The 12,806-nt window shown below is 51.7% G+C and carries 13 protein-coding genes; 2 read left to right on the forward strand and 11 right to left on the reverse strand.

Features of this window, described 5'->3' with window-relative positions:
* Positions 1 to 47 precede the first annotated feature (47 nt).
* From ACFQ3W_RS14840 to ACFQ3W_RS14880, 9 genes are all read right to left on the reverse strand, one after another.
* Positions 48 to 881, reverse strand: a complete 834-nt coding sequence (locus tag ACFQ3W_RS14840; protein WP_379320018.1) for a carbohydrate ABC transporter permease — start codon at positions 879 to 881, stop codon at positions 48 to 50.
* Entirely contained in the window at positions 881 to 1,723 is an 843-nt protein-coding gene (locus ACFQ3W_RS14845; RefSeq protein ID WP_379320019.1) for a carbohydrate ABC transporter permease, read from the reverse strand. The genes ACFQ3W_RS14840 and ACFQ3W_RS14845 overlap by 1 nt, the downstream gene beginning before the upstream one ends.
* A 121-nt stretch (positions 1,724 to 1,844) precedes the next feature.
* Entirely contained in the window at positions 1,845 to 3,233 is a 1,389-nt protein-coding gene (locus ACFQ3W_RS14850) for an ABC transporter substrate-binding protein (protein WP_379320020.1), read from the reverse strand.
* 268 nt (positions 3,234 to 3,501) lie between these two features.
* The gene (locus ACFQ3W_RS14855) at positions 3,502 to 4,488 is read right to left on the reverse strand and encodes a potassium channel family protein (protein ID WP_379320021.1); all 987 of its coding nucleotides are present in this window, start codon (positions 4,486 to 4,488) and stop codon (positions 3,502 to 3,504) included.
* Positions 4,489 to 4,548: 60 nt separating this feature from the next.
* A complete protein-coding gene (locus ACFQ3W_RS14860) occupies positions 4,549 to 4,941 on the reverse strand; it encodes a DUF350 domain-containing protein (RefSeq protein ID WP_379320022.1) in 393 nt (130 codons plus the stop codon).
* A complete protein-coding gene (locus ACFQ3W_RS14865; RefSeq protein ID WP_379320023.1) occupies positions 4,938 to 5,627 on the reverse strand; it encodes a signal peptide protein in 690 nt (229 codons plus the stop codon). The genes ACFQ3W_RS14860 and ACFQ3W_RS14865 overlap by 4 nt, the downstream gene beginning before the upstream one ends.
* The gene (locus ACFQ3W_RS14870; RefSeq protein WP_379320024.1) at positions 5,628 to 6,824 is read right to left on the reverse strand and encodes a glutathionylspermidine synthase family protein; all 1,197 of its coding nucleotides are present in this window, start codon (positions 6,822 to 6,824) and stop codon (positions 5,628 to 5,630) included.
* Complete coding sequence (locus tag ACFQ3W_RS14875; protein ID WP_379320110.1) at positions 6,821 to 7,522, reverse strand: hypothetical protein; 702 nt, start codon at positions 7,520 to 7,522, stop codon at positions 6,821 to 6,823. Before ACFQ3W_RS14875 ends, ACFQ3W_RS14870 begins: the two co-directional genes overlap by 4 nt.
* A gap of 45 nt (positions 7,523 to 7,567) precedes the next feature.
* Positions 7,568 to 7,747, reverse strand: a complete 180-nt coding sequence (locus ACFQ3W_RS14880; RefSeq protein ID WP_379320111.1) for a hypothetical protein — start codon at positions 7,745 to 7,747, stop codon at positions 7,568 to 7,570.
* A gap of 543 nt (positions 7,748 to 8,290) precedes the next feature.
* Between ACFQ3W_RS14880 and ACFQ3W_RS14885 the strand changes: the two genes are divergently transcribed.
* Together ACFQ3W_RS14885 and ACFQ3W_RS14890 are read left to right on the forward strand one after the other, a co-directional pair.
* Positions 8,291 to 8,521, forward strand: coding sequence for a hypothetical protein (locus ACFQ3W_RS14885; protein ID WP_379320025.1), 231 nt, complete (start codon positions 8,291 to 8,293; stop codon positions 8,519 to 8,521).
* The gene (locus tag ACFQ3W_RS14890) at positions 8,518 to 8,961 is read left to right on the forward strand and encodes a hypothetical protein (RefSeq protein ID WP_379320026.1); all 444 of its coding nucleotides are present in this window, start codon (positions 8,518 to 8,520) and stop codon (positions 8,959 to 8,961) included. Before ACFQ3W_RS14885 ends, ACFQ3W_RS14890 begins: the two co-directional genes overlap by 4 nt.
* A 428-nt stretch (positions 8,962 to 9,389) precedes the next feature.
* Here the strand turns inward: ACFQ3W_RS14890 and ACFQ3W_RS14895 are convergent, their stop codons facing one another.
* The gene (locus ACFQ3W_RS14895; protein WP_379320112.1) at positions 9,390 to 10,808 is read right to left on the reverse strand and encodes a hypothetical protein; all 1,419 of its coding nucleotides are present in this window, start codon (positions 10,806 to 10,808) and stop codon (positions 9,390 to 9,392) included.
* Between the two features lie 171 nt (positions 10,809 to 10,979).
* Complete coding sequence (locus ACFQ3W_RS14900) at positions 10,980 to 12,764, reverse strand: sigma-54 interaction domain-containing protein (RefSeq protein WP_379320027.1); 1,785 nt, start codon at positions 12,762 to 12,764, stop codon at positions 10,980 to 10,982.
* Positions 12,765 to 12,806 lie beyond the last annotated feature (42 nt).

Below are 12,806 nucleotides of genomic sequence, written 5' to 3' on the forward strand. Positions count from 1 at the left end.
TCATCCTGCTTTCCCCGTCTTCTAGTTAGACCACGGCACGTTGAAGGTTAACCCTTAACCGCGCCGGCAACGACACCTTCAATAATATATTTTTGACAGAGCAGGTAGAATGCGACGATCGGGAGAATCGCCAGCACCAGCATAGCCATCATAGCACCCATATCGATGGAGCCGTACCCGCCCTTCAAATACTGAATAGCGATCGGAATCGTTCTGTATTTGGTCCCGATGACCAGCATCGGCAGCAGGTAGTCGTTCCAAATCCACATCACGTTTAGAATGGCGACAGTAATAGCAATCGGCTTCAAGATCGGCAGAACGATTTTGAAGAAGGATTGTACCGGATTACATCCGTCGATCAAATCGGCCTCTTCAATTTCAAGCGGAATCGATTTAACAAAGCCGCTGAACAGGAACACCGACAGACCGGCGCCGAAGCCCAGATAAATTAGAATGATACCAACCGCATTATCCAGATGCAGCACGTTAGCCGTCTTCGTCATTGTGAACATCACCATTTGGAAAGGAACGATCATGGAAAACACGAACACATAATACATCATTTTGGTGAATCTGGATTTCACACGGGTAATGTACCAGGCTGTCATCGCCGTCAGCAGGACAATGACCGCCACGGAGCAAACCGTAATAAACAGCGACATGCCGAAGGCGTTGAAGAATCCGGTTTTGGCTACGCCGCTCGTATAGTTCTTGAACCCGACAAACGTCTGGCTGTCAGGGAGCAGAAACGGCGTGTCACTGATGAAAAACTTCCCCTTCAAGGAGTTCATCAGTACGATTAGAATCGGAGCAAGGAACACAATCGCGAGAACCAATAGGAGAACGAACAGAACAGCATCTCTTCCTTTTGTTCTTGGCATTAGTTCTCAACCTCCTTTCTTCTCGTAGCAACCAACTGAATCAGCGCTATCAAAGCGACAAGCACAAAGAACACAACCGCTTTCGCTTGACCAACGCCTTCCCAACCTACACTGCCATAAAACGTGTTATAAATATCAAGCGCCAGCATCGAGGTCTGTTTAGCCGGGGCGCCTGCCGTTAAAGCCAGGTTCTGGTCAAACAGCTTAAAGGAATTCGAAAGCGTCAGGAACAAGCAGATGGTAATGGAGGGCATCACCAGTGGAATCGTCACATTCCGCAATATACCGAAACGGGTACATCCATCGATTTTCGCGGCCTCAACCACATCCTTGGACACGTTTTGAATCCCTGCGATATAGATGATCATCATATACCCGATTAATTGCCAATTCATAAGAATCACAAGTCCCCAGAAACCGTATTTGGCGCTAAACGTCAAAGTCAGGTCGAACTTAATCAAAATACCGTTCAAAATGAGCTGCCAGATGTAGCCGAGCACAATGCCGCCGATGAGGTTAGGCATAAAGAAAATGGTTCTGAAAATGTTGGTGCCTTTCTTGCCCCGCGTTAGCAGAAGCGCCAACAGGAAGGCAAATACATTGATCGAGATAACAGCAACCACCGTAAATTTGACTGTAAACCAAAGTGAATTGAGAAAATCTTTATTTGAGAAGGCTTTGACGTAGTTGCTGAAGCCGACCCATTTTGCATCGTTAACCGTTGTAAATTCCGTGAAGGACAGATAAACGCCTAATAAAAACGGAATGATGAAAATGACCGTAAAGGTCAATATCGTCGGTAATGCAAAAAGGGCGAAATATTTTTTTATCGATTTTTGCATGGTGTTCTTCTCCTTACCCAGGTTTAAAAAAATGGCGAGTCCGATCCACTCCACACTCTCCAACAATGAATGAAGCGGCGGCGCATCAGCTCATACGCCACCGCTATAAAGTTTGATTTAATTACTTAGCCTTTTCGGCTTTCCAGGAATCCTTAACCGTTGTCACAACATCGTCCCAGGTCTTGTTGCCTTGAGCATATTGCAGCAATGCATCGCCAAATGCGTTCTTGAACTCTTCGCTCGGGAATGCGGCGAATGTCCATGGCACCGAAACAATGCCATCCTTTTGCATCCAGTTCGTAACTTCCTTTGCCAGCGGATCAGCAGGTTTTTCGTTGTCTTTGAACGTGTTAAAAGGAGTGATGAATCCGAGATCCTTCGTTACGTAGCCTTTGCCTTTGTCGCTGGAGAACAGCCATTCCAGAAACGCGATCGAAGCTTTTTGCTTTTCAGGGGACGCTTTACTGTTGATGGAGAAGTAGTTTTCCGTACCAACAGCAAGACCTTGGTTTTCTTCTCCGGACACACCGGTGTAAATCGGCAGGAACTTGATGTCATCGGCTTTAACGACGTTGCCGTCTACCTCATTAACTTGCGACCAAGCCCAGTTGCCGTTTTGCACCATTGCAGCTTGACCCAACGCGAATTCGGCCATCGAGTCAGCTACCGATTTACTTCCAAGCAGTTGCCCCTTCGTCACGGAGTTATTGATATACAGGTCAAAAATGTTTTTGAAGTTTGGATTATATTTGAACTCAATTTCTTTCGAATTCAGGCCTGCCAAAATCGTATTGCCGTATTCCTTGTTATCCTTGAACTCGTAATACAAAGGCAGGTTAGCCAAGTGAGTCTGCCATCTCCACTGCTCACCGGCAGCGAGGGATGTGGAGGCAAACACACCTTTAATGCCAAGCTTATCCTTCTTCGCCGTCATATCCTCGACAACCGATTTGAGAGTATCGAAGTTCTTCACTTCGTCCATGGAAGCAACCGAAACCGCTTTGTCCGGAAGTTCGAAGTATTTCTTCATAATAGCGTTATTGTAAATGATGCCGTAGCCTTCTACAGCGTAAGGAATCCCGAACACGCCGCCACCATCGGTCACAGCCAGATTCTTATCGGACAGATAGCTGTACAACTTCGTGTCTTTCAAGTCCAGCGCATAGTCCTTCCAGTTTTGGTATCCAACAGGGCCATTAATTTGGAAAATTGTCGGGGCGTCGGATTTGGCAATTTCGGATTTCAACGTCGTTTCATAAGTACCGGCAGCGGCGGTTACCACTTTCACCTTCACACCGGTTTCCGCTTCGTAATCCTTAGCGATCTTCTCATACACTGGAGCGATCTCCGGCTTGAAGTTCAGGAAATAGATTTCTCCTGCTTTTCCCGAAGAAGAATTGGAGCCCGAGCCACTAGATTTCGTGTCTTTGCTTTCACTACCGCAGCCAGCGATCAGCCCGGCAACTAAAGTTAAAGCCAGCAACATACTTCCAAGCTTTCCGACTTTCATTTTTGTTCCCCCTCGAAAAAATTGTTTATTTATGCGGAATGAATACGCTTCCTTAATTTTCGGCTCCGTTTCCGGTAACGATACCGAAAACCATATCGGAATCCTTTTCGGTAACGTTTTCAATCCCATGGCAATAGTAGCATACTTCCCCTAACATCGGCAATACTAAATTGTAATTAATTTAATTCTAATCTAAAAAAAGCCCCTGATTTTAATAATCAAGGGCTTTTGTCCGCTTTATTTCATTGTTATATGATAATTAATATAGTTACACTCCGGCGATCCGCCGATAGGTCGCCTCGTCAGACACAATGTAAAGCTTGGCCTCAGCCGGAATCGGCTGGTCAAGCTTGCGGTTAATGCCGAGATCGCTGCGGTCTGCAAGCAAGGTCGCCCCTAGCTGCAGTAAAGCAGTGAACGCATCTCCATACGTTTTCCACTCCGATTTGGCCGGAATCTCGTAAATATCATCGCCATACTGACGGCTTAGGAGCTGATGGATCAGATCGGAATTGCCCGCGTGCAGCGCGGAACGAACCGCCAATCTCGAGATGGCATCATAGGACAGCACGAACTCGTTCACTTGGACATGCCGAAAATTTTGAATATGTTTCTCTTGCGTCACTTCTACGGTAGTATGTACATACGGAGCCAGTCGTTCTATGCTGGAGGCGATGAGCAGCGTCTTGCCGTCGATCAAGGAGGTTTCCTCAATCCGCATATCGGCAAAAATAATCGCCGCCTGCGCATGCTCAATGCCCGCTTTTGTTAACACTTCATCCGAGGAAGGATCCCCGCTCACAAAATGAACCTGGTGCATTTCCTCTAGCGGGTGGCGGCTTGATTCGTCAATGATCACAATGTGGCTCTTAGGCGAGTAGGCCAAAATTTCCTCCACCGCGGACTCCGCTTTTTTGCTCCAATTAATCAGAACGATATGGTTTTCACCCCGAAAGCTCAAAGTTCCTGCCCCTCTCTGCCGCTGAATACTTCCCAGGGATTCGATCACTTTGCCGATCACAAGGCTGAGCAGTCCAATCCCGAAGACGTATAAGAACATCGTGAACACTTTTCCCGCCAACGTCTTGGCGAAAAAGTCGCCATAACCCACCGTGGCCATCGTCGTCATGACCCAATACAGCGCGTTAAACCACGACTCAAACGTTGACGGCTCAAGCAGGTAAGCAATCGTTGCACTTAGGGTAACAAAGAAAATGACCATAAGCGCGATCGACGTTTTGCGCATGCGCATCATTTTAGTCGTTATTCTGAGCAAAAAGTGCACCTGTCTGCCCCTTCCCCAGATTCATATAATTTAAATAATAAGGCTGCTTATGGCAAAAGCCGTACCGATGAATACAAAGCATAGCAATACCCCAACGGCCACATTCCCTTGTTTTAAGTGTTCGGAAATCGTGAACCCAGGTGTAACCAGCTCAAAAATCCAGTATGCTGCGATCAAACATACGTAGCCTACAGCGAACCACAAAATCATAAACCAGATCGAGGTATTCGTATAAGCCGCAATCCCGATAATGATGGCGGTGGCAAGAAACTTTCCGCCCAGTGCAAGGGCTACCGCCACATTCCCCTTCTTGAGCTCCTCCATATCCCGGAAAGGCGTCATCCAACTAAAAATAAGCATTCCTAACAACTGCAGTAAAATAATGACACCTACACTTACAACAATGTTAATCACAACCGTCATTTCGCCCACCCCCGGAATTTTGCAAATGCCTGATCATAATCGGCAAAATCATGTACTTCCTCCAGCACAACTGAAGCGGTTTTCTGCTTCTCTAGTGCCTTGTACCGCGCATCGTCAATCGGCTGCTTCACCCGGTTTCCGGTTGGCAGCTCCAGCACGGCAAAGTTTCTCGTTTTGCCCTTGTACTCGGTTTTGTAGACACCTACCAGCTTAACATCGGTCGTGATAGATACCTTCAAATCAGCCAGACCCTTCTGCGCCGAAGTCTGGTCAGGGTAGGATTTCAGTGTTGTCCATGACGATAGGTGAATATCGTTCTTTTTGTTTTCATCCGTGGTAAGCTCGGCGTCCATGAACTGGAGAACCCAAATTTTGTCTCCTGTCGCATAATTTCCGTCGTTCGGCAGCATGTCGTTATCCGGCAGGATCGTCATGTCGCTGCCGATCAAGTCACCCACCGTCGCCTCGACAATTTTGTAATCCCAAGGGACGCGCGCCGTATTTAACGTAACGTCAGAACCGGAATCGGTGCTGAATATGCTGTTTTGCTCGGAACAGGCGCTAAGCGTCAGCAGAGCTATGACGATGAAAAAGGACCCTAGAAACCGCCGGAAATAGGCGCTGCTGCGTTTTTGGTTTCCCCGATCCCGGTTCATCCCCGTATCTTTTCCTCGGTTAAAATGCATTTATTTCACTCCCAACGCGATAAAATGACTGGCATTGCCGGTAATAAGACCGCCTGCCCGCCCAAGGAGGCCGCAGGGCGTTCCATTAAGGACAAACATGCCGGTCAGCAGATGGAGTTCTCCCTCTGCGGTATTAATAGTCGCAAGATCCGCTCTCTTTTGATATACGGACGGAAACAGCTCGCTGCTGTCAAACCCTTCCTGGTCCTCCAGCTCCAGCTGACCTTCTGCATCAAACAGACGCACGGAACCGCCTTCACGCCCAAACATCGATTTGGATACAAAGCTGCCCGAAAACACAGGCTTGTTATAAGTCGGAAGCACATACTTAGCGATCGTCTCGCGTTCCTCCGGGTTGAACAAGAGTCCCAACTCATACAGTCCCCAAACAGCGGCCAGCAATCCTTTGGATTGCAGCAAAATGCTGTGCGGCGAGTTGAACATGGTCAGCCGCCCCGTCTCGATGGCGTAGGATAACGCTTCACCGGCGTCGTCGACCGCCATCCATTCCTTCGGATACAATGCAAACATTCGCTCGATGACGCGGTCGTCTTTGTTTTTCAAAAACCCGTTGTCTACCCACAACTCCAAGCAATTCTCGCAGCGAATATCCAGCCCGCTGTGCCGGACCAACGCTTCAATCGTCCCTGAATCCTCCAGATGCTCACCGTAAGCAACGCAGGCTGCCGTATCCGGTCGCTCTACAGCCCATGCCGCCGCGACAAGCTCCTTCATCCGCACGTTAGGTGACTCGTACCCGGCCTGCTCCAGCACCCACGGTGTGGCAATCGATGCCTCGACATAGCCTGTAGGGGTGTCGGCGTTGAGCTCAAGCAGCTTGATGCTGCCGTCATTCGCTACGGAGAAATCGAATCTCGCATACCGGCTGATGAGCCCTGGCTCAGGGAGCGGTAGATCGTCCAGCATCGCCCACAAAATCGGCGGAACCCCGATTAGCTCGTACAGGTCATGCCGTTGATAAACATAACGGACTGTTTTATCAAGGATTTGCCATAGGGATGAAGAAGCCTGCTCCAGCTCCTCATAGGTAGACCGGGACATCAACACCATTTGGTCGATCCAATAGGCCTCGTCCTCCAGATCAGCCCATGTGAAACCAAGCTCATGCAGCTGTTTGACCCGGAAAGCGCGGTCGGGATGAGGCGTGCCTACAACCTCGAATATGCTGTCCGTCATCCTCCGAAGAAGCCTCCGCTGCTGTGACTTGACGATTTGGAGCCGGAAAATGAGCTTTTGCTGGAGGAGGAACTGGACCCAAGTCCGCTCGATTTACCCCCGATTCCACCGGCCTTCGACGAGGTGGAACGTCTTACGATCGACCCGGTAGTAGAGGTTGATGTTTTCGGACGGACGACTGAACCCGCCACATGCTTGTTCTGGAACGTGTCGCTGGAATAGCTGCGGTATTTGTATGGCGTAGTCGTACCTGCGTAATAACCCCGGTGATCCTTATGCCAGCTGCTGGATGAATAGTTGGACCCGCTGTTGAATAAGAAATGGTACAGCAGCATATCATCCCAGCCGAATCCGGAGCCATAGCCCCCGTAGTTGTTGATTACAGTCGTTCCATTGCCAGTAGTATCGGTAGACCCTGCCGAGCCAGCTTGCCCGCCTTTTTCTTCATCTGACATCGGCATTGGAATGTTCCAGTCTGCATTTTTGTCAAAGTACTGCTTTACTTCTTCCGTCGACCAAGAGACGAGCTTTGGTTCGTCAGAACCGGAACTACTGCTTGTGGCCGAAACGCCCGAGCCCGGAATGAGAAAAGCATTCGCCAGCAGCGCGATGCCAAGCGAGGTAGACAGCACGCGGACAGGCTTGCCCTCCGGGGTGAAAAATTTGGATACAGATTTAGCGGATTCTTTGTTAGATATTTCTTCTTTGTTTGCCAAAACGGATTCCTCCTTACGCGAGCAGCCCTATTCGTGCCGGATCGGAACGAGCAGCAGCTCGAGTTTCCCTTCATCCAGGTTCAATCTGCCTTCCACCGTCTCGTACTCACGGCTGCCAATGACGAGATAATTTGCATGCTCCAACGCGGCCACCATATTGGCGTTCCAGGCACGCTCATCAATTTCTTTGATTTCTCCATCAGGCATTTTCTCAAACAATTTCACAGTCAAATTATTGTCCAAATTAGCCTCCACCCTTTCCGTTTAAACACTATCTAATGATACGTAAATCAGCTTTGTTAGTTTCACGTTTCCGTTAGGGAGAAACAGGGAACCGAAAGGTGAGCAACTCTGGACTGGGTTTGTACAAACAGCCGCCGGCAGTGATGCTAAGTCCATATATGGAAGTCACTTCCACCGTCCTTTTAACAGCTTACGTCCCCCGCCCGGGAAAAGCAATGATAAAATATAACAGCGCAAATCTACCCTTGGCACCCCTATTTCCGTGCACGAATGGAACAAAAAACCGGAGCACCATTTATGCCACCCTACAAAACTGGACGAACCCCGTGGGCCAACACTATACTGGATTTAGGACGAAGCACGTCCCGCACAGCTCCCTATTGGATGGAAATCGATTGGGCCAGCACCTTAACCGTCATGGTTACGGAGCTCCCTTTGGATTGTAGTCCGAGGAGCGAATGCGGGGCGTTTTTATTTTTGACGGGAAGGGGCACCGGTGTATGAGTTTTGAAGAGAGCTACGCTTTGTTTATGGAACATCATCTCGGCCGTAGGTCAGGTGAACGCCGAGGCAGGCTGGAACGGGGGCATGCACACGCGGAGTCACTGTTCTTGCGACAGGTATGGTGGCCGCTGCGAGGAGACTTCGCCGACCTCCATCCGGAGTATGAAGTCAGCGACTGGCGCGGGCGGTCCTATTTTGCCGATTTCGTCTGGCTGCCGGGTGGGGGCGAAGTGAAGTTGCTGTTCGAGATTAAGGGTTACGCCGCGCACGTCCGGGAGATGGATCGGCAAAAATACTGCCAGGAGCTGAACCGCGAAACGTTTCTGATCGCCATGGGCTACCAGGTCATCTCCTTCGCCTATGATGATGTCGAACAACGTCCGGACCTTTGCATTAACCTGCTGCGCATGGTACTCAGCCGCTACCACCCGGAGAACGCTCCCGTTTCGCGCGGTCTGCTCGCAGAAAAGGAAGTGATCCGGCTCGCCATACTGCTGGTCCGGCCGATCCGGCCGGTGGACGTGAAGCGACATTTTGAGGTAGATCACAAAACGGGGGTTCTGATGCTGCAGCGGCTGACCGAGAAGGGCTGGTTGAAACCTGTCTACCGCGGAAAAGGCGAAAGGGTTGTATGCTACGAATTAGTTCGGGGGGCGCTCAATTACCTTTCTTAAGTTAAACTAACTGGAAAAGCTCCCGTTAATTTGGGTGAAAACGGTGGGTTGGGGTGGATTAACAGGAAATCCTCCCGTTAATTTTACTAAAATCGGCTGTATGGAGGAAAATGCTTCATATTAGCAGGAGGAATTCCCTCTAATTTCTCTTCAAACGGTGATCAGTTCGAATTAGCCGGAGGATTTCCAGCTAATTTCTTTCTAACCGGTGATCCGTTCAACTAGTGAGGGGATCTCCTTCTAATTTTAGCTTTGCTTATCTTCCAAATTAGTCCGTTGTCGGCAGAGTTAACTGCGGTTACTAAAGTTCAGTTAGCCGGAATCGGAAGGTGACCCGAATAGATATCTAGTTTTAGACCACTTTTGGCGAATGGGGGACATTGGGGAGAAAAGATGTTAGGTTAGCTTAGGTTAGCCATTAGCCTTGGCTACATCAAAAACATCGCCACGACCGTCGTCACAGCGAGGCCGATGAGCACCGGCTTCAGGTTGCGGCGGGCGAGCTCAAACGGGCTCACGCCGCAGATGGCCGCAGCCGGGATGAGCGCCCACGGGATCAGCGTGCCGCCGCCGACCCAGATCGCGGCCACCTGGCCGAGCGCCGTCAGCGTGGCCGTGCCGGAGCCGATGGCGGTGCCGAACAGCTGCGCGATCGAGCCGGCCAGCGAGATGCCGGAGAAGCCGGAGCCGTCGAGGCCCGTGATCGCACCCGTGACGGCCAGCGTCACCGCCCCAACGGCGCCGTTCAGCGGCACGACGCCGGCCAGGGCGACGCCGAGGTCGTTCACGATGCCGTGCGACGCTGCGGGAAGCACCTTCCCGAACAGCTCCGTGAAGGCGGCATCGCCTAGATAGAAGAAAGCGGCGATCGGGATCACCGGTCCGAACACTTTAAAGCCGAAGACCAGCCCTTCGATCAAATAGGAGGTGACCTTTTCCAGGCCGCGCTGGCGGTGCGCCAGCAGGGTCACCGCAATGAGGATCAGCACGGCCGTCCCTCCAACCAGCGCCGTCGCGTCGCCTCCCTGCAGCTTTAGCAGGAGCATCGCCACCACGGCGGCGGCAAACAGAAGCGGGATGAGCACGGCCAGCCATCGTTTGGCCCGTGGGCTGATCACTACCCGGTCCCCCTTTTCCAGCGTCCGGTCCTCTCCCAAAGCCCCAGCGGCGCTACCGGGTGAGACGAGACCGCTTCGCCAGGTCCCTTTTTGCATATCCCTCCGCATCATCCAAAATGCCGTGACCGTGCTCACCAGCCCCATCACGATGACAAGCGGGACGCTGGCCGTCATGACGCTGCCTACGGGAATGCCTGCAGCATCGGCGGTCAGCTTCGGCGCGCCTTGAATAATGTAATCGCCGGAAAGAGCGATTCCATGCCCGAACAGATTCATGGCAACGGCCGCGCCAAGCGCCGGCAGCCCCACGCGAATCGCCACCGGCAGCAGCACCGCTCCGATCAAGGCAACCGCCGGAGAAGGCCAGAAAAAGAAGGACGTCACCATCATGATGATGCCTATCCCCCAATAGGCCACTCCCGGTGTGCGGATAAAACGTGTCAGCGGCGCTACCATCGTTTCATTGATTCCCGTGCGGATCAGCACCCTGCTCATCGCCACGATAATCGAGATAATCATGATCGTGCCCATCAGTTCCTTAGTCGCATAGATGAACGAGTTGAATATCCCCGAAACCGAGCCGCTAAGCGTTTCCGTTGCCAGCAGCCCCAGCGCAAAAATACCCGCTACGCAGATCATCGTCGTATCGCGCCGCTTGATCAGCAGCACCATAATGAACACAATGAACGCCAAATACACATAGTGAATCGCCGTCAGCTCTATCCCTATCATAGACACACGCCTCTTTTCCCCACAGCTTAGTGCTATATGCTATGCAGAGGGTTAAGATGGGGTTCAGCCTAGAGCGGACCGAAGCTAGTGTTTGGAGTTTGCATGTTCCGTACTGTGTGTTGCGTGCTGTATTCGGCACACTGCTCGCTGCTACGCGAACTGCTGCATCTACACCAAATTGTATTCTCTGATTTTTTTGTACAACGTTCCTCGGGAGATGCCGAGCAGCTTGGCCGCGTTGCTCTTATTGCCGGCGGAGCGCTCGAGCGCCTCCTTCATCAGGACAATTTCTTCGTCCACGGATATTTTAGGACGCAGCATCTTCTCCATGCCCTCGACATTCGTCGGCCCGGAGACATGGGCGGCTTCCGCCTTCCCCGCTGCCTTCAGCGTCAGCTGTGTCTGCTTCTGTTGGAGCGCCTCTGGCAAATGCTCCAGTGTAATCTGGTCATTTTCGCTCAAAATGACGCAGCGTTCTATCGTGGCCCGCAGCTCTGTCATGTTGCCCGGCCACTCGTAATTGGTAAAAGCGAGCATGACCTCCGGCGATATGGCCGGGATCGGCTTCTGGTATTGCAGCGAAAAGACGCGTAAGTAAAGCTGCACCAGATTAGCGAGGTCCTCCTTGCGTTCCCGTAGCGGTGGCACCTTGATCGAGACGACATTTAGCGCATAAAACAAGTCAGCCCGGAACTTTCCTTCCTGCACCAGCCGCTCTAGATCCTGACTTGTCGCCGCTAAGATGCGAGTGGATACCGTGAGCTCCTCCCGCCCGCCGATCCGCGCCAGCGCATGTCGTTGTATGAACTGGCAAAGCTTATCTTGAATGTCCATGGAGAGGCATTCGATTTCGTTGAGGAACAGAGAACCTCCGTCCGCAGCTTCGAGCTTTCCCGCCTCAAAGGACGGTTTTCCCGAAAAAGCGCCGCCTTGAAAGCCGAACAGCTCCGACTCGACAAGCCCGGCGGGAATGGCGCCGCAGTTTAGCGATAGGAAAGGGCCTCCGGCCCTTGAGCTCGCCCGGTGGATCACCCTGGCCAGCTGCTCTTTTCCCGCCCCGGTCTCTCCCATCAGCAGCACGGAGGAGTCGGTCTCCGCCACCTTTCTGGCAATTTTGACGACCTTCCCCATGCTTTCGCCGCGGCTGGTGATCAAAGCAAACGGATCGGAGTCGCCGATTTTATGCGTCAGCAGACGGGAATGGACCGTGGTCAGCTCATCGTTCAGTTTCACAAGATGGGTAATATCCTGCTCGGTGGCGACCCCGCCGATGATTTCCCCGTGCTCGTCAAAAATCGGCGAAGCATTGATCAGCACATGGGTATCCGGACGCGGACGATGGTAGGTGTTGCGCATCCGTCTGCCCTTATCCAGAATTTTTAGCACGACGAGTGATTCCGGATCAAAATGCTCGCCGATGGTGCGTCCGACAATACTTGGCTTTCGAATGCCGTACATCTCCTCTGCAATCGCGTTCCAGCCGATGACCGTCCCGTTTCGATCAACAACCGTAACGGCGTCGCTCACCGTTTCCAGCAGTGTCTGAAAATAAGCAGACGCCTGCAGCTGCAAGTGCCAAGCCGCTTGGATCAGCTGCGCCAGCATGCAGTAGCCGGCTGGGCTGCCTGCTTCGTCAACGATTATGACGGCGGGTCTTCCGCCGAATGCGCTCGGCTGCATGCCGGACAGCTCATTCATCAGCGCATGAAGCTCCTGCTCCCCACAAGCTGCGGCCGTAAAGGACTCGCCGTGCTCAGCCAGAAAATGTTCAATACTGCCTGAAGCCTGCGAAAGCCATCCTACGTCCCAAGGGGTAAACAGGTAGTAAGAGGCCTGCTGTACAACAACCGCTGCCCGGCCCTCCCGAAGGACCGCAAGCAGCGCGCTTGTTGTCTCCTCCCCCTTCAGCCAGCCAAAATCTCTAATAATCTCTAATTGTTCATGATTGAACATACAGTACCTCACCACGAAAGGAATTTATTTGTAAATCTAACA

The organism is Paenibacillus puldeungensis, assembly GCF_042678945.1.
GTDB classification, from domain to species: Bacteria; Bacillota; Bacilli; order Paenibacillales; family Paenibacillaceae; genus Fontibacillus; species Fontibacillus puldeungensis.

Bases quoted from the DNA above. Each gene is read 5' to 3' on its own strand.
- ACFQ3W_RS14900 (WP_379320027.1), bottom strand. From the start codon at position 12,764: ATGTTCAATCATGAACAATTAGAGATTATTAGAGATTTTGGCTGGCTG.
- ACFQ3W_RS14840 (WP_379320018.1), bottom strand. From the start codon at position 881: ATGCCAAGAACAAAAGGAAGAGATGCTGTTCTGTTCGTTCTCCTATTG.
- ACFQ3W_RS14870 (WP_379320024.1), bottom strand. From the start codon at position 6,824: ATGACGGACAGCATATTCGAGGTTGTAGGCACGCCTCATCCCGACCGC.
- ACFQ3W_RS14865 (WP_379320023.1), bottom strand. From the start codon at position 5,627: ATGCATTTTAACCGAGGAAAAGATACGGGGATGAACCGGGATCGGGGA.
- ACFQ3W_RS14860 (WP_379320022.1), bottom strand. From the start codon at position 4,941: ATGACGGTTGTGATTAACATTGTTGTAAGTGTAGGTGTCATTATTTTA.
- ACFQ3W_RS14880 (WP_379320111.1), bottom strand. From the start codon at position 7,747: ATGCCTGATGGAGAAATCAAAGAAATTGATGAGCGTGCCTGGAACGCC.
- ACFQ3W_RS14850 (WP_379320020.1), bottom strand. From the start codon at position 3,233: ATGAAAGTCGGAAAGCTTGGAAGTATGTTGCTGGCTTTAACTTTAGTT.
- ACFQ3W_RS14855 (WP_379320021.1), bottom strand. From the start codon at position 4,488: ATGATGCGCATGCGCAAAACGTCGATCGCGCTTATGGTCATTTTCTTT.
- ACFQ3W_RS14845 (WP_379320019.1), bottom strand. From the start codon at position 1,723: ATGCAAAAATCGATAAAAAAATATTTCGCCCTTTTTGCATTACCGACG.